Source organism: Jejubacter calystegiae, assembly GCF_005671395.1.
GTDB lineage: Bacteria > Pseudomonadota > Gammaproteobacteria > Enterobacterales > Enterobacteriaceae > Jejubacter > Jejubacter calystegiae.
In genome coordinates this window covers 5,101,980-5,120,009 of record NZ_CP040428.1, presented here as the reverse complement: position 1 = coordinate 5,120,009, position 18,030 = coordinate 5,101,980, and the positions used below count along the sequence as shown (strand labels likewise).

The window sequence follows — 18,030 nt, the reverse complement described above, 5'->3', positions numbered from 1 at the left end:
CTATAGTTTTTATGTAGATTAACTAACAACATGAGGAAAAAGGAAAAATGCCAATTCCTGCTTATATGTGGCTCAAGGACGACGGCGGCGCAGACATTAAAGGATCTGTAGATGTTCAGGATCGTGATGGTAGCATAGAGATTATCGGACTATCTCACGGATTGACTCTGCCAGTTGATGGCGCGAGCGGTAAAATCACTGGTACACGCCAACATTCAACAATGATGCTAGAAAAATAAATCGATAGTTCTTCGCCGTATCTCAACCGTGCCGCAGCTACCGGACAGGCTCTGAAGAGTGCAGAGATCCGCTTCTATAAAATTAATTATTCAGGTCAGGAGCAATGCTATTACATCATCACGCTGGAAAATGTGAAGGTAACTAGCGTTACTACTTCTATTCCGAATACGAAGCTATCCAGCTCGCAGATCAATCACGTCGAGCACGTTAGCCTAAACTACGAAAAAATCACCTGGCACTATGTTGATGGCAACGTCAAGTTTGCCGACGCATGGAATGAGCGAAAAACAGCTTAAGAATAAATGCGCCGTCACCGGCGCACTTTTCGAATGGTCCACATCAAGGCCAGATACCCCACGGTGGCGAATAAGAACGAGCAAACAACCCATGCCAGCACCCATAAATCATCAAAGTTCTCCTGACTCACACTCCCCTCAGCCCATAGTGCAAAACGCTGTGTCGTGTGGAGACTGATAAATTTTGCCGGATCGATAAGACGTAAACCGAGATAGAACAACGCGGCAAACCAGAGAATTTTAGATAACTTACGAGCAAGTGTTGTAACCATTATTGATAACCTCGATCATGCCATACGCCATTAGGTCTTTCATGCATGGCACGCGAATTTGTGATGTTGCCAGTAGCGCATTGCGTAGCGTGCGAAAATCGGAATTGCTAACAAGAGTTATACACCCGTCAGATAGGACACCAGGGTGCAATCTAAAATGCTCGCGTTTAACCCCTTCGATCCATGTAGCATCGTCTATGTTCCAGTCATTGGGATAAAGAGCGAACCATTCAGAGCGAGCGAATTCTGCGCCGCTATGGTATTTGTTGTAAGTATCTTTAAAAAAAGCAATTATTTTTGATACCGGCCCACCGCTGCCACGTGCAACTATCCAGTATCGCCCTTCTGGAATTGGCCCATCTCCCGGATGTTTCCCACAACTCCCCCGGTTTTTGTAAGTGCCATTGCCCGAAAAGGCCATAAACATTCCCACGCCAGGAAATACAAGTGGCGCGATGTCAGCACCGTTTAAAAGCATTTTTCCATTTAACGCCATACACTAATTCCCTCTTGATACTGTGGATAAAGTGTATAGCGCAACAGTCTGTTATTTTACAACTATTTTCGTAATTGATTGTTAACGTGGTGAATTTAAATTATCTCATTAGCCACAAATACAAGCCAAACCTGATATAGCGCGGTGTTGCTACCGGTAAATCAACAACTGACGTTGCTTTGAGAAATGTAAAAGGCAGGGTAGTGGACGCAAAGTGGACACTGGACATAAAAAAAGGGTTACACTTGCGTGTAACCCCTTGTTTTATTTGGTGGGCTGGCCATCTTCGTCCTCATGTAGCACGTAGCATCTGAGATGCGTTTCTGCGAAGCCCATGCGCTTCATGTAGTCATCTGCGATGTAGGACCACTGCACAGGCGTTAGTGATTCACCCTTAGGTAAGCGAAGCGAGTTGTGCCAGACGGGTTTAGCAACATCCGGGCGAAGCGTTTTTGTGGTATTAAATTCAACTATCAGATCTTCAGCGGCGCTTCCATCCATGTTCCCGCCAATCACTATCGGATCTTTTTTATGATGAGAAGCTGGTTTTAATGCGTAAAGCACTACACCAGCGAAGCTCTTACCCCTGCGGATTTTTTGCATTCCCTTCATGGGAAGCTCTCCACAGGTCAGCGGTAATTAAATGCAAGCGAAGTTCTGAGACCTGACGCTTTACGGCGAAGAGTTCAGTTTGCGACAAAGAGCTTTCATAGCTCTTGCTATCAAGATGAGCCACAAGCTTGTTCAGCTTCTGCGAAATCTCACCAAGGGTTTTCCAGGCTTCAATATTGATAGCTGGAACGACAGCGGGAAGTTTATTAAGTAAAGATAAGCGAAGCCACTCGCCTTTACGATGACTGCCACGTCTCTCATTGAGAAGCGTTAGCTCTTCATCATTAAATCTGACACTGACGCAATGAGAACGAAGCTGGTTGTGTGAGAGCTTCGCTTCGTTAACGCTTCCATTACGGGAATGTTTACTCACAACGATCTTATTAAAAGTATTATTTTCGGTCATATGAACTCCTTTTCATATAAAAGCATATTCCTTATTCTTAATTTATTTATATGGTAGATGTGAATAATGTCAATGCTTGTCTCGATTTTGCTTTTAATTTTTTCCAACCGAAGGGCGGAAAAACAAGGGGAACTCGAAGAAGCAGCGTAGCGCTTCGTAGAGTTAGCCCTTGCTGATTTACCATATTGACATTTCTTTCAATTGTTATATTACATTCATAATATTATAAAAATAGGAGTTAATTTATGAAAGAATTAGACAGCTATCATATAGATCTGGAATATACATACATAGGATACACGAGTGGTAAGTTGAAAAGTATCACGCCAATAGTATTACGATTAGGAGAGCATCCAGAGATTCTACAAAGATACTTATTGACTATCGAGACAAGAAAGGGAGACTTAAAAAAGTATGTTTACTATCTGGATAAAAGGATCTTTGAATTTGTTGATAAAAATATATCTTTCGAAGTAAAGTTCAGAGATGATGCTCCTATTAATGAAATGCAATACATATACAGAGCTTGGTAGTTTATAGCTACCATACTGAACGTATGGTAGCTTTTACTATATTTTCATACCAAAATTTGAATTTGGAGAAAAAAGGTTGTTGAGAATAGTAATGAGGTTATCTTTTACCACATCAAAAATTATATCTTGTGAGTCAAGTTCTAAATCGATATTTAAATTTTTTGTTTCTTTTATATTTATCATGACGTTGGTGTTTGTGAAGTCAGAGTTATTATTATTTGAAATGTTAATTACAAAACTTAGCGTGATTGGATTGTCATTTTTATTTAATCTATTACTTTCTGATAATGCATCTTTTTCGTCTATTTTATAGCTGCCAACAACTATTGATGATTGTGTATCGAAGATTAGAAATATAGGATTTTTTTCTTCTCTCATATCATTTTCCAGTAAGTGCTTAACTCCAAAAACTTTAACAATTATATATCTATTCATTTTATAAACCTCTATGAAAATGTTAATTATGGTAGATGAAAAAAACATTGAAAATGTTTTTTGTAATATCAGTGGGATCATGTGTTGGTTTTTGTCCAAGAAATATTGCATTCTTTGACCAAATAGTTTCCAGAGATAAAATACAATGGTTGTGTTGAACCAGTGAATGACCAACCAAAAGTGAATTTTTGATCTATCCATGATACATCGAGGCTTTTTCTACCTTTGGTTTTGCTTTCTTTATAGCTTCTATTGAACTGATATGAAAAATTATTTTCAAAATAATCCGAAATGCAATATGCTATTTTACCATTTTGCAATCCTTCAATTTTTTCTTCAGCTAGGGTATCGTTCAAAAGAATGAATAAATATTGATATATATTGAAGGAGTAATACTTTCCACCTCCTTTAAGATTTGTTTCCTTTGGAAGAGAGCAAGAGTTATATGGGGTTCTCAATAAAGGGATTACCAATATTTTGAAGCTCAGTGGAATTACTCTTTTTTGTAGATATAATTTCATTTCATCAATGAATTGCTTAGGGTAATGACACTGGAATGTTCTCTTATCATATTGATTTTTGTTCCAGCTGAGTGAACTTCTCCAGAACATGCTTATAATAAAATAGTAAAGGCTGTCATTATCGAAATTATCTAATTTAGATAAAGTCAAGTTGTTCTGTGTTTTCGGTAGAAGATTTCGGATTAGTTTTACAAAAAGATCCGGATTTCGCTGGTTTATTGGAAGTGCTATATTAGGAAATGGCGTCTCTCCATATTTACTGAGAAGATCTTCGCAGTATTTGCAGAGCATATATTTTGTTATTTGGTGATCACCCATATTCCTTTTTGTCCAATCAGATTGGATAAGATTTAACGTATGGTTTTTATCTTTTATATCATACATTCTTGAATAAAAAAATGACGGTAAGTAATGGCTGTTTATTAAACTGATATTTTGAGTGCCACATAGTTCGCAATGTCCTATATTGTAATTATCTTTGTTGTTCATATTACTGCTCCTTGTCGTCAATTTGTTTTTTTTGAGTATTTTTTTCCGAATTAACTTGTATCAATCCATAATCATTTCTTAGTTCTTTATCGACGAGCTTAAAATTTGTCATTTGTCTGTCAAGCCAATAAGACTCTTCAATATGCTCTAACAGTATTATTTGGAAACCACCATGAGACCGCATTTTCTCAACAAAAGAATTAATTTCATTTAGGGCTGCATCAAGACTTGCAAAGTCATCAGTTTTTTTACCAGCAGTACTAAAATATGGAGTGCTGGGCTGGTCAACGACTAAGAATCGTGGAACCCACGGTACTTTTCTATCTCTTACCAATTCGTGAAGTGCAAGGAAATAAGCTACATGTACATACATATAGTTAGAAGCACTTCCAATATCTATCATTTTTTCAACTTGATTTTTATTTATCAAATCAAGTGTTTTTTTTGCCTTATTGAATATTGGAGTTGCATCCTCAAATCCTTTTAAAGGCATCCGTGTGAATATTTCCTTTATTTTTCCGTTCAGTAAACTCAATGTATATTCTTTAAAGGCATTATTGTCTGTTATCTTGCTTTCTAACTCATTAATTTTAGTAGTTATCTTTTCTATAGTATCAGTATAATCATATTTAGGGAGAACAACTATCCGTTTAATTTCAGAGCTGAGTTCACCCATGAACCGATAAAGCTCGATTGGTGTGATTTTTTCATCACTAACAGTTGCAAGTTTTTTACTCAAGGATGATATTTTAAGTTCTAACTCTTTTCTCTTAGCATTTGTTTTTGATATGAGTGAGTTTTGTCCTTTTTCGGCTATAGCCTTTTTTATCTCTGAGCTTTGGTTCAATAAGGATTTAATGATTGAATAGATGTTTTTTGTATATAATATTTCGCTATAATTATCATCTAAATATTTGGCTATTAAAAGGGAGTCTTGGTTATCTTTTAAAAACTTCTTATATTCAGTATTTGTTTCTATATATTCATTAATGTCTGTCAGTTCTTTTTTTAAGAGGAAAAGTTCTTTTTCAATTTTTGTTCTTTCATTAATTGCTGGGATTTCGTTTATATCCTTGTAATTAACTATCGCTTTCAAATTTTCAAGTTTATCACTTACAGTTGGTTCATTCTTGCTGTTTTCACTTATTAAACCAAAATAATACGCCCTGTCGTATAGTGATTCTATTTCACTTTCGAAATTGAAATAAGAGTCTTTGCTAGCCGACTGTTTATATTCGATACGAGCAAGATTCCTTTGTAATTCTTCTAACCGCGTTCTCATTATCATAGTTTCGGCGTTTTCACTGCCAAGAGCCATGTCAAAGGTTCGGTCAATACGCTCTCTTGTCTTTAAATCAGAGATTTTCGAATAAAGATGTTCTGAAGAGGTTAGTGTTGTTTGATCTATAAAGCAATGCGGGATAAAATATCTATAGGATACTTTTGACCCTTGTTGTATGAATCTACCACCATAAGGGATTTTTAGAGAACTATTAATACCAAACTCATAATTCAGATGTTCTTTTAAAACATCCTTTTTGATATTGTTAATAGGGATTTGTGGAATGTCTCCATTTTTGTCAAAGTAAACTAGATCATCTTCTTCAAAGTGTGTCGCTTTTCTACAAATAGTGAAATATTTACCGTTTATACTTAATCTAATCCCATACCAATTTACAAAATTATCGACATTTGTTTTTGATATACCATCAGATGATGAGGATAAAAGGCAATAATCAATGATAGCCAGTATTGAGGATTTCCCTTTGCCAGAATCACCTGTTATTACATTTACCTTATTTTCCTCAAGTTCTAAATTCCTCAAGGTTGAATCAATTTGCCATATTAAAATATTAGTAATCTGCATTATAATCTAACTCCACAAATGTCATATATATTGTGTGCTTCTTCTAATAATAAACGTGCAACATTTATAGATGCTGCCTGTATTTTTACGGCTCTTTTGCCAATAAACGGGATCGCATTATCTAATATTAACTTGTTTTTAAATGCTAATTTACCGTGTTCTAATTCAGCTATTCCATTTTCAAGGCACAATGAAACACAATTAACTGAGGATGGAAGGAAATTATAGAATCTTTTATTTATGGATACTATTATTTCGGGCTTGGTTAATAGTAGATCTTGAAAAGATAGTGTATTGGTTCTCTTGTGGGCAAGGTAATCTAAGCTTTTTTTATGAAATATAATTGGTAAAATTAGCATTGCATTGCTTATTTCAATATTTGATGCTATTGATAACACCTCTTGCAAAGAGAATATACCCAAAAGCTCATTGTTATATATTTTCATTTATAGACTGACTCCCAGTTTTGAAGCCATCCTATTTTTGGCTTATCTGAAAGGAGCAAGAACGTTCCTGTAGTCATAGATTTAGGTAATTGATTTTTATCCAACACAATATTACAGTTCCCTGTCAATTCAGTATAGACAGAGAAGGCTTTATTAAGATGATCTTCATTTATTTCTGTAAAACGGCTTCGTATATACGTTGCTGAATGACGTGATTGCCATTCATCAAGCGCTTTTTGATATATTAGTCTTTCTTCTTGAGTTGTTAAATCTCCAGAGCTTTGCAATTTTTGAATGAAAGCTTCTGTTTTGGCCATTTCATTTACATATTTTACGATTGAATCGCTATTCAAATCCAAATCTTTGAGTTGTTTGTAAGAGATCTTTGACTCAACGTTAGTTGGGTATGCAGATTCAAAATCGTAGTATTGGTCGAAATTATTTATACAATTTCTTGAAATTTGAATAATCCTATCTATTCCCAAATTATTTCGAAAATCATCATAACTTATATTTATTTTGGTATGATTTTTAACCAAGTCATATTTATGTTTAAAAAAAGCACCTGAAATATAATTAAAAGCATCATCTATTTTATCATCAGGGATTGCTAATGTTTTTAGTAATGTTTTTATTTGGCGGATGATCCCATCTTCGCTATGTTGAAAACTTATACTATTAAATAAACGTTTAGAAGAATTGCTATCGAGTGAGTTTATGATAGAAATATACTTATAGAGGTCATCTGACTTATTTTTATGATCTTGTTCTATCTTTTCTATTTCATTTTTTATTTTTTCAATGTCCTTAGTGTCGTTAGTCAAAAGTTGCACGATACCAGGCTCTAAGGTAAGACCTTTGTTAGTGTAAAAAATAAGGCTAATGCTTTTGTCGCCTATGGTCTTAATCGCCTCTGACCAATTATATAATGTTTTCCATAAGTCTATGTCTTTATTAGTTATATTAGACTTGTTAATTGAATGTTTAACTTGAACCAAAGTTTTATGACCCTCGATGCTCTCAAGATGGAGATCGTCATAAACTTCAATCCCAATGTGTTCTTCTGGTTTAAGCTCTAAGGCATGTTTTAAAGCAACGTAATCTTGATAGGTAAAACCTATTGAATTTTTGTCAGCATTAGTTTTTTCAAAGAAATCCATATGGTAGCCCACTAAGGAAACAAGCAATGAAAGCATAAAAAAACATCAGTATCTTTTTTTCACCATATCAAACACTAAAAACATATGGAAGCATACGTATCAAAGTTTAGTTATATAACCTTATGTTTTTATACTGGTTTTATGTACATGTGCGCTTTCAATCCGATGAGAATGTTTTAGCTAAGGGGCATTCGTCAGTATATGGGCTTTCCAGGCTATCCCTATCCTTCTTGCTAATCCCCTGTATCAGTCAAGCAGCGATAGCTTTAGCTCTTTGAGTTTGAACGTAATCACTCCACCATTGCATCAAACTCTGTCGCTCTATCAGATATTCTGCACGATTGTATGCTGCGATAATTTCATCTTTTTTTGAGTGGGCAAGCGCTGCCTCAAGAACTTCGGCTCTGAACTTACCAGACTCCTCTGCCGCTGTTCTTGCAATAGAACGCATACCGTGAGCTACAAGCTCGCCTCCGAACCCCATTCGGATGATAGCTGCGTTGGCTGTTTGTTCATGCATATGATTAAGAGGCGCTTTAATGCTGGGGAAAACCCATTCTCTATGCCCACTTATTGATTTCATTAATTCAAGGATGCGCAAAGCTTCTTTACTCAAAGGAACTTTGTGTGGCTTTTTCATTTTCATAAAATCAGCAGGAATGTTCCAAATGCTGTTAGTTGTATCAATATCAGACCACCTTGCGCGAACAGCTTCACCCGGACGAACCCATGTCAACAATTGCCATTCAATTAGCATACGTGTTTCCAACCGGATTGACGCATTCGTCAAAGATTCCATAAACCTTGGCAATTCGCTTGGGGGAAGGGCAGGCATATTTTGCTTTTTTGGTTTACTGAATCTTTGACCAAGGTTGTCAGCCGGGTTGAACTCAATAAGTTCTTCAGTGGCTGCCCACCGGAAGATTTCATTCAGACGAGAAATGATACGGCGTAGAGTTTCCAATACGCCTCGTTGCTCAATAGGATCAAGGTGTTGTTTTAAGAGCTTAGGTCGGATCTCATTGATAGGGACATTACCCAGACCAGGAAAGACATTTCTCTCTAAGCTGCGCCAGATGTCTGCTGCATGGTCTTGTGAGATACCTGATGTCTTTACCTTCTCATCTAACCATTTCCGCGCTACGGCTTGGAGAGTGTGCTCAGTAGCACTCTTTAATGCCTTCGCCTTATCGTTGTTATGGATTTGGGGATCAACACCATTTGCCAGAAAGGAGAGATATTCATCACGTAAGGCTCTGGCTCTTGCAAGGGTAAGGTGAGGATATGTCCCAAGGCTCATTTTGGTTCTTTTCTTGCTCACTGGTACTGCATACCTGAAATACCAATTTTTCTTGCCTCCTTTCGCCAAAGGAGCGATTCGCAGAATCAAACCATCACCGTCAAACAAGTTGATTTCTTTATCGGCTGGCTTGGTGCTTTTGATTTCAGTGTCAGTGAGCTTCTTAGCGATTTTTGCCATTTTGGGACCCTCGGTTTTTGGACCCTTCTTAGTGGGTCCCATTCAGGGTGCCATAACTCGTAGTTCTCAGCAATTCTCACTGGACGACAATAGACGTAAAAAAGCCCGCAGAGCTTGTGCTGTGCGGGCTTAGTAGACTTCATTGTACTTCAAACAACTAGAAAGTGGTGGAGCTGGCGGGAGTTGAACCCGCGTCCGAAATTCCTACATCCTCGGTACTACATGCTTAGTCCAGTCTTTACATTCACCTGCCAGCTGCGGACGGACACGCCACTAACAAACTAGCCTGATTAGATTTAACGCTTCAACCCCAGGCAAGGCATCCACGCGATCTCTTTTGGGTTTGACCTCTCTTGATCCCCGTCCTAAGAGCGGAGGCTAGGGAGAGAGGGCTCTGAGCAGGTTATTAAGCTGCTAAAGCGTAGTTTTCGTCGTTTGCGACTATTTTTTTGCGGTTTTTTAGCGAGGCCTACCGCACCTCGGCATGCACCTTGGGTTTCGCGAATCCCGTCGAATCCAGAATCAGCCCCAAAGAGTGAATCGAGTATATCACAAATTTATCACGGGAGAACCGTCGCTAACGAGAGTGGCGACAATTCAGGCAGCCTGCGCTTGCGGGCCGCCGCGTGATTTAGTCTACCAGCACCCGGGGAACGGTGGCGCCCCACAGGATAGAGGTTTGGGTGAACAGCACATCGGTAATCTCTTCCACCTCTTCACCGGTCACTTCGGCATTGCCCTGTTTGCCGAACAGCACCACTTCGGCGCCTGGGACGATACCCGATGTGCCGGTAACATCTACCATAATGGTGTTCATCGAGGTTTTGCCCACCACCGGGTAGCGCTGGCCGCCAATCAGTACGTGGCCCTTGTTGCTGAAGTCGCGCAGATAGCCGTCGGCATAGCCCACCGGAATGTTAGCCAGCAGCGAGTCGCGCTTTAACGTGTAAGTGCGGTCATAGCCGACGGTGGATCCTTTTTTATAGGCGTTAACGGCAGCGACGTTGGATTTATAGGTCATCACTCGCTGATAGCTATGGGTGGCGGTGGTATCGCCATAGAAGATGCCGCCGACCCGCACCAGGTCCAGGCGCGATTCCGGTACCCGCAGCGTGGCCCAGGTGTTGGCGGTATGCAGCGTAATATCGCTGCGCTTCAGCCCGGCGGCGGCGATAACGGCAGCCGCCTGCTGGTTAAACAGCTTCAGCCCGGCGCGGATTTCGGCTTCATCCTCCATTGGGTAGTGGGTCATAATCCCCACCACCTTCAGGTTGCTAAGGTGGGCTATCTGGCTGGCCGTGGCAATGCCCTGTAAGGTACTGACATCCAGACCGTTACGCGACATACCGCCAGAGTTCAGTCCCAGGTGGATGGGCAGAGTTTTACCGCGCTGCTTTGCCAGTGCGTTCAGCTCGCTGGCAACCTGCGGGTTACCGATTAACTCCTCGACGTTATAGTCGATCACTTTCGCCATCTCCTGGGGCGAGGCGCTACGCACCCGCATCAGGCGACCTTTAAAGCCCAGGTCGCGCACCGTTTTCACTTCGGCGTTGCTGGCAATGCCAATGCACTGAACGTTATTTTCCATCATGACCGGCGTGACCAGCGACAGGTCGTGGCCGTAGGCGTCGCCTTTCAGAATGGCGCACAGCGTGGATTTCCCGCCCAGTAGCTGCTGAACCTGGTGGATATTGCTGGTCAGCTTGCCGCGCGAGATCTCAAGCCAGGCGTGTCCTGGTTGTTCGGCGCTGCGCGACAGGGCCGCGTGATGGTCTGGTGCGGTCTGATGAGCCGATACCGGTGTGGTGGTCTGCTGGCAGCCGGCCAGCGTAAAGAGCGCCAGCAGCGGCAGCGCGTGGCGAAGTCCTTTAGCGTTTTTCATGGTCTGTCCCAAAGTATTGATGAATGAGTTTTTATTTTTAACGCATAATTATTCGAATTCAGGCGTGAGTCAATACTCTGGCTATGGCCATTTACTAAGAAAAGTCAGGGGGATAGAGGGAAAATGGCTGCCGCCGTGGCGACAGCACGGGAGGGGAGTTGGTTTAGCGACCGGCGTTTTTCATGATCCGCGCTTTATCGACCTGCCATTCACGATCTTTCACATCGTTACGTTTGTCGTGCTGCTTCTTACCTTTCGCCACGCCAATTTTCACCTTGCACCAGGCGTTCTTCCAGTACAGCGACAGCGCCACTATGGTATAGCCTTCGCGGTTAATGCGTCCGTACAGGGTGTCCAGCTCGCGCTGATTCAGCAGCAGCTTACGGGTGCGGATCGGGTCGCAGACTACGTGGGTAGAGGCAACGCTCAGCGGCGTAAAGTTAGCGCCGAACAGGTAGGCTTCGCCATCTCTCAGGATCACATAGCTATCGCCAATATTGGCCTTACCGGCGCGCAGCGACTTAACTTCCCAGCCCTGAAGGGCCAGGCCCGCTTCGTATTCATCTTCGATAAAGTATTCATGGCGGGCGCGCTTATTAAGCGCAATGGTGGCTGAGCCAGGTTTGTGTGCTTTTTTCTTCGTCATAGTGCCGCTCAGTATAGGTAATCCGATGGTAAAACGCACCCCCATCCCGTGGGGGACAGACTATGTTAGCATGTCTTGCTGCGTAATTTTTCTTTGCCAGGCCAGAAATGTTATTATCTGTGGGTTGTATGAGACACAGGAAATGGTATGCCGCAGATCAGTCGCACTGCGCTGGTGCCTTATAGCGCTGAGCAGATGTATCAGTTAGTCAATGATGTAAAGTCCTATCCCGACTTCCTGCCGGGCTGCGTGGGTAGCCGGGTGCTGGAATCCACTCCCGGCCAGATGACGGCGGCGGTGGAGGTGGCGAAAGCCGGGATCAGCAAGACTTTTACCACCCGCAATACGCTGACCAGCAACCAGAGTATCCTGATGCATCTGGTGGATGGCCCCTTTAAGAAGCTGATGGGCGGCTGGAAGTTTACGCCGCTGGCGCCGGATGCCTGTCGTATCGAATTCCAGCTGGATTTCGAATTTACCAATAAGCTGATCGAGCTGGCGTTTGGCCGCATCTTTAAAGAGCTGGCGGGCAATATGGTGCAGGCGTTCACGAGCCGGGCCAAAGAGGTGTACAGTGTCGCCTGAAATCCAGGTCGAGGTGGTTTATGCGCTGCCGGAACATCAGTATCTGCGGCGGGTGACGCTACCCCAGGGGGCGACCCTGGAGCAGGCCATTGTGGCTTCCGGTCTGCTGGAGCTGCGCCCGGATATCAGTCTGCAAAAAAATAAGCTGGGTATCTACAGCCGTCCGGCAAAAGCGGGCGATGAGGTGCACGATGGCGACCGGGTGGAAATCTATCGCCCGCTGATTGCCGATCCGAAAGAGCTGCGCCGTCAGCGTGCCGCAGGCAAGAATAAGTCGTAGCGGTTTAGCGCAACAAAAAAGCTCCCCTTGGGAGCTTTTTTTATGCCGGTCCGCCGGTTTACTTCTGCAGCGCGGGCTTGTTGTCGATATTGGTCAGTACGCCGTTGCTGTCGAAGGTCAGCGTCAGGGTCTGCTGGGTGACTTTCTCGTGGCCCGGCTGCTGGCGGAAGATATAATACCAGGTGTTGCTACCGAAGGGATCGGTCATCATCGGCGTACCCAGCGCATAGGCAACCTGCTGCTGCGTCATACCGACGCGGATTTTTGAAACGTCGCCAGGAGCCAGATAGTTACCCTGGCTGATGTCAGGGCGATAAACCACTCGCTCCAGAGTGGAACAGCCGGCGGTTAACATCAGAAGAACCGCTGCGGCGGCAGTCAGCGTTTTACAGCGCATAGTGATTTGATTCCTTTTCGGGCCCGAACGGCGCGTGGCTCATACGTAATACGCCGATGATAATAAACCTTTACGCAGTTTAAAACCTTAAAGGCGCTTCACTGAGACCGCCAGCGGTGAAAAAAGTTGGCGGCAGGGTGACTGTTTTTACGCTGTTTTTGCCTGAGTGCCGCGTTTTACGCCGCCTCGCTGATTTTCATGACCCGGTCAGTAGCTCGTTTTATTCTGTTGCGAATTCCTGCGTTATTCACTGTTTTACCCGGCGCCGCACCCGAAATCCGGCTGCGGCGCTGTCCCTGGGCTGTCAGGCGGCCAGTAGATCTTTGGCGTTGGCCAGGGTGTTGCGGGTGACTTCGCTGCCGCCCAGCAGGCGTGCCAGTTCGCGCAGTCTGGCTCGCTTATCCAGCGGCTGCATGCGGGTTTCTGTCACTTCGCCGTCGGTCTCTTTGCTGACAAAGAAGTGGTGGTGCCCGCAGCCAGCCACCTGGGGCAGGTGGGTAACGCACATCACCTGGGTGGAGTCGCCCAACTGGCGCAGCATCTGACCTACGACCGCGGCAGTGGGGCCGCTGATACCCACATCCACTTCGTCGAAAATCAGCGCCGGTGTTTCCATCTTGCGGGCGGTAATCACCTGGATTGCCAGCGCGATACGCGACAGTTCGCCGCCGGAGGCGACTTTGGCCAGCGGCTGCAAGGGCTGGCCCGGGTTCGTGCACACGTGGAACTCCACGCGATCCGCCCCTTCCGCCGTCAGCTGGTTTTCGCTGAACTCTACCGCAATGGTCAGGCGGCCATGGGGCATGGCCAGCGCCTGCATGCTGTCGGCGATGAGTCGTTCCAACTCGCGGGCGCTGGCGCTACGGCTCTGGTGCAGGCGTTGCGCGGTTTCCAGCGCCTGGCGATGGTTCTGTTCCACCGCCAGGGCCAGCGCCTCCTGACCTTCGCCCTGTTCGTCCAGCAGGCGCTGTTCTTCCAGCAGTTGCTGGTGTAGTTCCGGCAGCGCTTCCGGCGCAATCTGATGCTTGCGCGCCAGGGCTATCTGACGTGAGATACGCTGTTCCAGCTCAAACAGGCGGTTGGGATCCAGGTCCATGCGATCGCAGTAGTGGCGCAGCTCGTCGCTGGCTTCGTCGAGCTGGATGGCGGCCTCTTCCAGCATTTCCAGCACTCCGGAAAGCTTATCGTCCATGCCTGCCAGTTCAGTGACCAGCTGGCGGGCGCTATAGAGCTGGCTGCTGAGCGTCTGATCTTCTCCGTCGGCCAGCAGCGTTAGCGCCTGTTGACCGGTAGAAAGCAACTGACCGCTGTTCGCCAGGCGACGGTACTCTTCGTCGATAGTTTCGAACTCGCCGGCCTGAGGGGCGAACTCATTAAGCTCTTTTAGCTGGTAGTGGAGCAGTTCGGCGCGCGCGGCGCGCTCCTGTGACTGCTGCTGGAAGCTGGCCAGTTCCCGGCAGCTACGATGCCAGGCGCGGTAGCGTTCGGCCATCTCCTGTTGTAACGCCGCTTCCCCCGCGTAACCGTCCAGCAGGTGTTTCTGATGTTCCGGGCGCAGAAGCTGCTGATGGGCGTGTTGACCGTGGATCTGGATCAGCCGCTGGCCCAGGTCGCGTAGCTGAGAGAGAGGGACGGCGGTGCCGTTAATAAAGCCCCGGGAGCGACCATCGGCGTTGATCACCCTGCGTAGCAGACATTCGCTGCCATCTTCCAGGTCGTTCTGCTCCAGCCAGCGGCGGGCGGCGGGGGTATCCTTAAGTGAAAAACGGGCGCACAGGTCGGCACGAGCGGCGCCGGGGCGTACCATTTCGGCATCGGCACGGCCGCCCAGGCACAGGGTCAGTGCGTCGATAGCAATGGATTTCCCCGCGCCGGTCTCGCCGGTGATGGCGGTCATACCACGCTGAAAATCTACCTCAAGGTCGCGAACGATAGCGAAGTTGCTGATGGTGAGTTGTGCCAGCATAGCCACTCTCCTGTATAAATATCAGGGCTGTGTTTTTGCACAGTATAGCCTGGTTTTTTATACAGTAAAGTGGCTGGGCGAATTTCAGAATAATTTTTTTGACCAGCCCAGCTTTGAGCTTAATGTATTGAAATAGCTGTAATCTTTAGGGTGGATCAGGTTCAGGTGATAGTTACAGCGGCGGATCACCACATCTTCGCCTTCCTGAATAGGCAGAGCGATCTGGCTGTCGCAGCTAATTTCCAGGTCGCTGCGCATATGGGAAAAACGCAGTCGGATGGTGCTGCAACTGTCAATGACCAGCGGGCGCGCCGACAGGGTATGGGGGAACATCGGCACCAGGGTAATGGCGTTTAGCGAAGGCGTCAGAATGGGGCCGCCGGCGGAAAGCGAATAGGCGGTGGACCCCGTTGGGGTAGAGATAATCAGCCCGTCTGAACGCTGGGAAAAAGCGAATTTCTCGTCGATATAGACTTCAAATTCGATCATATGCGCCACCTTGCCGGGGTGCAGCACCACTTCATTGATGGCGGTGCTCAGGCGGCTCTGGCGATCGCGGCGGCATACCTGGGCTTCCAGCAAAAAGCGCTGTTCGGTGATATAGTGCCCCTCAAGGACGTCGGCAAGCTGCTGCTGGGCGTTGTCAGGATCGAGGTCGGTCAGAAAACCCAGATTACCGCGGTTGATGCCGATCACTTTAATATCGTAGCGCGCCAGCACCCGTGCGGCGCCAAGCATATTACCGTCGCCACCGACCACCACGGCGAGATCCGCCTGCTGGCCAATTTCCGCCAGGGTGCCGGTGCGTACCTGAGTGAGCTGAAGCTCCTGGGCGATCTGCTGTTCGACAATGACGTCATAGCCCGCTTCGTGCAGCCAGCGCCAGAGCATTTCGTGGGTGGTCAGCGCGGTGGGGTGGCGTGGATGCCCGACAATACCGATGCAGTTGAAATGTTTATTCATTTTCCAGTCAGGTCCTTAAACAAGGCGTGCGTTCCACAATCTGCCAGCGTCCCTTGAAACCGGGAAACTGATCCCCATAATAAGCGAACCAGCCAGATGAATGCTAAAGAAACGCGGAGAATTTCATGAGTAGTAAAGAACAGAATCGACCAGACGAGCAAGTCTCTGAAGAGAACACCACGGAACAGCAGCATGAAGAGGTGGAAGTGACTGAAGGTGCTGAACAGGTGGATCCGCGCGACGAACGTATCGCTAATCTGGAAGCGCAGTTAGCCGCGGCTCAGCAGCAGGAGCGCGATATTCAACTGCGCACCAGGGCAGAGATGGAAAACCTGCGTCGCCGTACCGAACAGGATGTGGAAAAAGCGCACAAGTTCGCGCTGGAGAAGTTCGTTAACGAACTGCTGCCGGTGCTCGACAGCCTGGATCGCGCTCTGGAAGTGGCCGACAAAGAGAATGGCGATATGGCCGCGATGATTGAAGGGATCGAGCTGACCCGTAAATCGATGCTCGACGTGGTCCGTAAGTTTGGTGTTGAAGTGGTGGGAGATACCCAGGTTCCCTTCAACCCGGATGTTCACCAGGCGATCGCGATGGTGGAATCCGAAGAGGTTCAACCGAACCACGTGCTGATGGTGATGCAGAAGGGTTACACCCTGAATGGCCGTACCATCCGCGCCGCGATGGTTTCCGTGGCGAAGGCGAAGGCCTGATAGCCCGAAGAGTGCCGCCCTCTCTCCGGGAGAGGGCGGTATCGATTATCCCTCCACGCTTTCGCGTAGCGGCTTCACCGGCATCACTCTCACCTGCTTAATCATATTGTCCTGAACGTCCAGGATGTCGATATCATATTGTTCGATGCGTACCCGGGTGCCCGGCGCCGGAATCTCTTCCAGAGCTTCCAGAATCATGCCGTTGATGGTGCGGGCTTCGTCTTCCGGCATCTTCCAGTTAAAGGCCTTATTCAGGTCACGCACGTTGGCGCTGCCTTCAATCAGTACCGAGCCGTCATTCTGCGGGCGGACCTCTTCGGCAAGGGTCGGGGACATCGAAGTGGTAAAGTCGCCGACGATCTCTTCCAGAATATCCTCTACCGAGACCAGCCCCTGAATATCGCCATATTCGTCCACCACCAGGCCGACCTTCTTCTTGTTACGCTGGAATTTCACCAGTTGCACATTCAAGGGCGTGCCTTCGGGGATGTAGTAGATCTCATCGGCGGCGCGCAGGACACTCTCTTTGGTGAACTCTTTTTTCTCGGTCATCAGCCGCCAGGCTTCACGCACCCGCAGCATGCTGATGGAATCGTCCAGCGACTCGCGGTAGAGCACGATACGCCCGTGGGGTGAATGGGTGAGCTGGCGCTGAATGGACTTCCAGTCGCCGTTGATGTCGATACCGACAATCTCATTGCGCGGCACCATAATGTCGTCGACGGTCACTTTCTCAAGGTCGAGCACCGACAGCAGCATATCCTGATTGCGGCGCGAAATCTGGGAGTGGGACTCGTTAACGATGGTACGTAGTTCATCTTTGCTCAGGGCGGCGCTAACGGCGCCATCGGCCCTGATACCCACCAGACGCATCAGAAGGCGGGTGATCATATTGAGCAACCACACCAGCGGCATCATGATGATTTGCAGCGGCGCCAGCAGAACGCTGCTGGGGAAGGCGACCTTTTCCGGGTAGAGCGCGGCAATGGTCTTTGGCAGCACTTCGGCAAACACCAGCACCACAAAGGTGAGTATACCGGTGGCAATGGCCACCCCGGCGTCGCCATACAGACGCATACCAACAATAGTGCCCAGCGCCGAGGCCAGAATATTGACGAGGTTATTACCAATAAGTACCAGACTTATCAGGCGGTCGGGTTTCTGCAGTAGCTTCTCAACCCGCTTTGCGGCGCGGTTCCCCTGCCGTGACAGGTGGCGCAGGCGGTAGCGGTTAAGGGTCATCATTCCGGTTTCAGAGCCGGAAAAGTAAGCAGAAATCACCACCATCACGATCAAACTGACGATCAGCGTGGTGGTTGAGATGTGTTCCAAGAGGGTTTCCTTT

19 protein-coding genes, 1 other RNA gene and 2 pseudogenes are annotated in these 18,030 nt (G+C 46.4%); 5 read left to right on the top strand and 17 right to left on the bottom strand.

Features of this window, described 5'->3' with window-relative positions; all coding sequences use genetic code 11:
• Nucleotides 1-47 precede the first annotated feature (47 nt).
• Nucleotides 48-536 (top strand): annotated as a pseudogene (locus FEM41_RS24075) (Hcp family type VI secretion system effector).
• A 14-nt stretch (nucleotides 537-550) separates the two neighbouring features.
• Here FEM41_RS24075 and FEM41_RS24070 read toward each other — a convergent pair.
• The 4 genes and pseudogenes from FEM41_RS24070 to FEM41_RS24055 all read right to left on the bottom strand — a co-directional run bounded on the left by FEM41_RS24070 (nucleotide 551) and on the right by FEM41_RS24055 (nucleotide 2,322).
• Nucleotides 551-808 carry a hypothetical protein gene (locus FEM41_RS24070; RefSeq protein ID WP_138099006.1) on the bottom strand — a complete coding sequence of 86 codons (258 nt, stop codon included), beginning with the start codon at nucleotides 806-808 and terminating at the stop codon, nucleotides 551-553.
• Complete coding sequence (locus FEM41_RS24065) at nucleotides 786-1,304, bottom strand: DUF2778 domain-containing protein (protein WP_138099005.1); 519 nt, start codon at nucleotides 1,302-1,304, stop codon at nucleotides 786-788. Before FEM41_RS24065 ends, FEM41_RS24070 begins: the two co-directional genes overlap by 23 nt.
• Nucleotides 1,305-1,580: 276 nt before the next feature.
• Nucleotides 1,581-1,916, bottom strand: a pseudogene (locus FEM41_RS24060) (relaxase/mobilization nuclease domain-containing protein); the annotation flags it as partial.
• A complete protein-coding gene (locus FEM41_RS24055; protein ID WP_138099004.1) occupies nucleotides 1,885-2,322 on the bottom strand; it encodes a hypothetical protein in 438 nt (145 codons plus the stop codon). The gene FEM41_RS24055 and the pseudogene FEM41_RS24060, both read right to left, overlap by 32 nt.
• Nucleotides 2,323-2,567: 245 nt before the next feature.
• Between FEM41_RS24055 and FEM41_RS24050 the strand changes: the two genes are divergently transcribed.
• Nucleotides 2,568-2,855 (top strand): hypothetical protein, encoded by a 288-nt coding sequence (locus FEM41_RS24050; protein ID WP_138099003.1) that lies wholly within the window; start codon nucleotides 2,568-2,570, stop codon nucleotides 2,853-2,855.
• A 36-nt stretch (nucleotides 2,856-2,891) separates the two neighbouring features.
• Here FEM41_RS24050 and FEM41_RS24045 read toward each other — a convergent pair whose 3' ends face one another.
• The 9 genes from FEM41_RS24045 to smpB all read right to left on the bottom strand — a co-directional run bounded on the left by FEM41_RS24045 (nucleotide 2,892) and on the right by smpB (nucleotide 11,781).
• Nucleotides 2,892-3,290 carry a hypothetical protein gene (locus tag FEM41_RS24045; RefSeq protein ID WP_138099002.1) on the bottom strand — a complete coding sequence of 133 codons (399 nt, stop codon included), beginning with the start codon at nucleotides 3,288-3,290 and terminating at the stop codon, nucleotides 2,892-2,894.
• Between the two features lie 77 nt (nucleotides 3,291-3,367).
• Complete coding sequence (locus FEM41_RS24040) at nucleotides 3,368-4,300, bottom strand: hypothetical protein (protein ID WP_138099001.1); 933 nt, start codon at nucleotides 4,298-4,300, stop codon at nucleotides 3,368-3,370.
• Nucleotide 4,301: 1 nt separating this feature from the next.
• Nucleotides 4,302-6,167 (bottom strand): DUF3732 domain-containing protein, encoded by a 1,866-nt coding sequence (locus FEM41_RS24035; protein ID WP_138099000.1) that lies wholly within the window; start codon nucleotides 6,165-6,167, stop codon nucleotides 4,302-4,304.
• Nucleotides 6,167-6,613 (bottom strand): three component ABC system middle component, encoded by a 447-nt coding sequence (locus FEM41_RS24030; protein WP_138098999.1) that lies wholly within the window; start codon nucleotides 6,611-6,613, stop codon nucleotides 6,167-6,169. The genes FEM41_RS24035 and FEM41_RS24030 overlap by 1 nt, the downstream gene beginning before the upstream one ends.
• Nucleotides 6,610-7,809, bottom strand: coding sequence for a hypothetical protein (locus tag FEM41_RS24025; RefSeq protein ID WP_138098998.1), 1,200 nt, complete (start codon nucleotides 7,807-7,809; stop codon nucleotides 6,610-6,612). Before FEM41_RS24025 ends, FEM41_RS24030 begins: the two co-directional genes overlap by 4 nt.
• 214 nt (nucleotides 7,810-8,023) lie before the next feature.
• Nucleotides 8,024-9,253, bottom strand: coding sequence for an integrase domain-containing protein (locus tag FEM41_RS24020; RefSeq protein ID WP_063268356.1), 1,230 nt, complete (start codon nucleotides 9,251-9,253; stop codon nucleotides 8,024-8,026).
• A 165-nt stretch (nucleotides 9,254-9,418) separates the two neighbouring features.
• Nucleotides 9,419-9,783, bottom strand: a transfer-messenger RNA (tmRNA) gene (gene ssrA, locus FEM41_RS24015).
• A gap of 101 nt (nucleotides 9,784-9,884) precedes the next feature.
• Nucleotides 9,885-11,135, bottom strand: coding sequence for an alanine racemase (gene alr / locus FEM41_RS24010; protein WP_138098997.1), 1,251 nt, complete (start codon nucleotides 11,133-11,135; stop codon nucleotides 9,885-9,887).
• Nucleotides 11,136-11,298: 163 nt separating this feature from the next.
• The gene (gene smpB, locus FEM41_RS24005; protein ID WP_138098996.1) at nucleotides 11,299-11,781 is read right to left on the bottom strand and encodes an SsrA-binding protein SmpB; all 483 of its coding nucleotides are present in this window, start codon (nucleotides 11,779-11,781) and stop codon (nucleotides 11,299-11,301) included.
• 147 nt (nucleotides 11,782-11,928) lie between these two features.
• Between smpB and FEM41_RS24000 the strand changes: the two genes are divergently transcribed.
• The gene (locus FEM41_RS24000) at nucleotides 11,929-12,366 is read left to right on the top strand and encodes a type II toxin-antitoxin system RatA family toxin (protein WP_138098995.1); all 438 of its coding nucleotides are present in this window, start codon (nucleotides 11,929-11,931) and stop codon (nucleotides 12,364-12,366) included.
• Nucleotides 12,356-12,646, top strand: a complete 291-nt coding sequence (locus FEM41_RS23995; RefSeq protein ID WP_138098994.1) for an RnfH family protein — start codon at nucleotides 12,356-12,358, stop codon at nucleotides 12,644-12,646. The genes FEM41_RS24000 and FEM41_RS23995 overlap by 11 nt, the downstream gene beginning before the upstream one ends.
• A gap of 58 nt (nucleotides 12,647-12,704) precedes the next feature.
• On the opposite strand, the gene bamE is transcribed toward FEM41_RS23995, so the two are convergent.
• The 3 genes from bamE to nadK all read right to left on the bottom strand — a co-directional run bounded on the left by bamE (nucleotide 12,705) and on the right by nadK (nucleotide 15,972).
• On the bottom strand, nucleotides 12,705-13,043 hold the full coding sequence (gene bamE, locus FEM41_RS23990) for an outer membrane protein assembly factor BamE (protein WP_138098993.1): 339 nt from the start codon (nucleotides 13,041-13,043) through the stop codon (nucleotides 12,705-12,707).
• Nucleotides 13,044-13,347: 304 nt separating this feature from the next.
• Complete coding sequence (recN, locus tag FEM41_RS23985; RefSeq protein WP_138098992.1) at nucleotides 13,348-15,009, bottom strand: DNA repair protein RecN; 1,662 nt, start codon at nucleotides 15,007-15,009, stop codon at nucleotides 13,348-13,350.
• An 84-nt stretch (nucleotides 15,010-15,093) separates the two neighbouring features.
• A complete protein-coding gene (gene nadK, locus FEM41_RS23980; protein ID WP_138098991.1) occupies nucleotides 15,094-15,972 on the bottom strand; it encodes an NAD(+) kinase in 879 nt (292 codons plus the stop codon).
• A 125-nt stretch (nucleotides 15,973-16,097) separates the two neighbouring features.
• Here nadK and grpE point away from each other — a divergent pair, with 125 nt between their 5' ends.
• A complete protein-coding gene (gene grpE, locus FEM41_RS23975) occupies nucleotides 16,098-16,685 on the top strand; it encodes a nucleotide exchange factor GrpE (protein ID WP_138098990.1) in 588 nt (195 codons plus the stop codon).
• A gap of 45 nt (nucleotides 16,686-16,730) precedes the next feature.
• Here the strand turns inward: grpE and FEM41_RS23970 are convergent, their stop codons facing one another.
• Complete coding sequence (locus FEM41_RS23970; RefSeq protein WP_138098989.1) at nucleotides 16,731-18,017, bottom strand: HlyC/CorC family transporter; 1,287 nt, start codon at nucleotides 18,015-18,017, stop codon at nucleotides 16,731-16,733.
• Between the last annotated feature and the right edge of the window lie 13 nt (nucleotides 18,018-18,030).

Bases quoted from the DNA above. Each gene is read 5' to 3' on its own strand.
- FEM41_RS24070 (WP_138099006.1), bottom strand. From the start codon at position 808: ATGGTTACAACACTTGCTCGTAAGTTATCTAAAATTCTCTGGTTTGCC.
- FEM41_RS24065 (WP_138099005.1), bottom strand. From the start codon at position 1,304: ATGGCGTTAAATGGAAAAATGCTTTTAAACGGTGCTGACATCGCGCCA.
- FEM41_RS24055 (WP_138099004.1), bottom strand. From the start codon at position 2,322: ATGACCGAAAATAATACTTTTAATAAGATCGTTGTGAGTAAACATTCC.
- FEM41_RS24050 (WP_138099003.1), top strand. From the start codon at position 2,568: ATGAAAGAATTAGACAGCTATCATATAGATCTGGAATATACATACATA.
- FEM41_RS24045 (WP_138099002.1), bottom strand. From the start codon at position 3,290: ATGAATAGATATATAATTGTTAAAGTTTTTGGAGTTAAGCACTTACTG.
- FEM41_RS24040 (WP_138099001.1), bottom strand. From the start codon at position 4,300: ATGAACAACAAAGATAATTACAATATAGGACATTGCGAACTATGTGGC.
- FEM41_RS24035 (WP_138099000.1), bottom strand. From the start codon at position 6,167: ATGCAGATTACTAATATTTTAATATGGCAAATTGATTCAACCTTGAGG.
- FEM41_RS24030 (WP_138098999.1), bottom strand. From the start codon at position 6,613: ATGAAAATATATAACAATGAGCTTTTGGGTATATTCTCTTTGCAAGAG.
- FEM41_RS24025 (WP_138098998.1), bottom strand. From the start codon at position 7,809: ATGCTTTCATTGCTTGTTTCCTTAGTGGGCTACCATATGGATTTCTTT.
- FEM41_RS24020 (WP_063268356.1), bottom strand. From the start codon at position 9,253: ATGGCAAAAATCGCTAAGAAGCTCACTGACACTGAAATCAAAAGCACC.
- alr (WP_138098997.1), bottom strand. From the start codon at position 11,135: ATGAAAAACGCTAAAGGACTTCGCCACGCGCTGCCGCTGCTGGCGCTC.
- smpB (WP_138098996.1), bottom strand. From the start codon at position 11,781: ATGACGAAGAAAAAAGCACACAAACCTGGCTCAGCCACCATTGCGCTT.
- FEM41_RS24000 (WP_138098995.1), top strand. From the start codon at position 11,929: ATGCCGCAGATCAGTCGCACTGCGCTGGTGCCTTATAGCGCTGAGCAG.
- bamE (WP_138098993.1), bottom strand. From the start codon at position 13,043: ATGCGCTGTAAAACGCTGACTGCCGCCGCAGCGGTTCTTCTGATGTTA.
- recN (WP_138098992.1), bottom strand. From the start codon at position 15,009: ATGCTGGCACAACTCACCATCAGCAACTTCGCTATCGTTCGCGACCTT.
- nadK (WP_138098991.1), bottom strand. From the start codon at position 15,972: ATGAATAAACATTTCAACTGCATCGGTATTGTCGGGCATCCACGCCAC.
- grpE (WP_138098990.1), top strand. From the start codon at position 16,098: ATGAGTAGTAAAGAACAGAATCGACCAGACGAGCAAGTCTCTGAAGAG.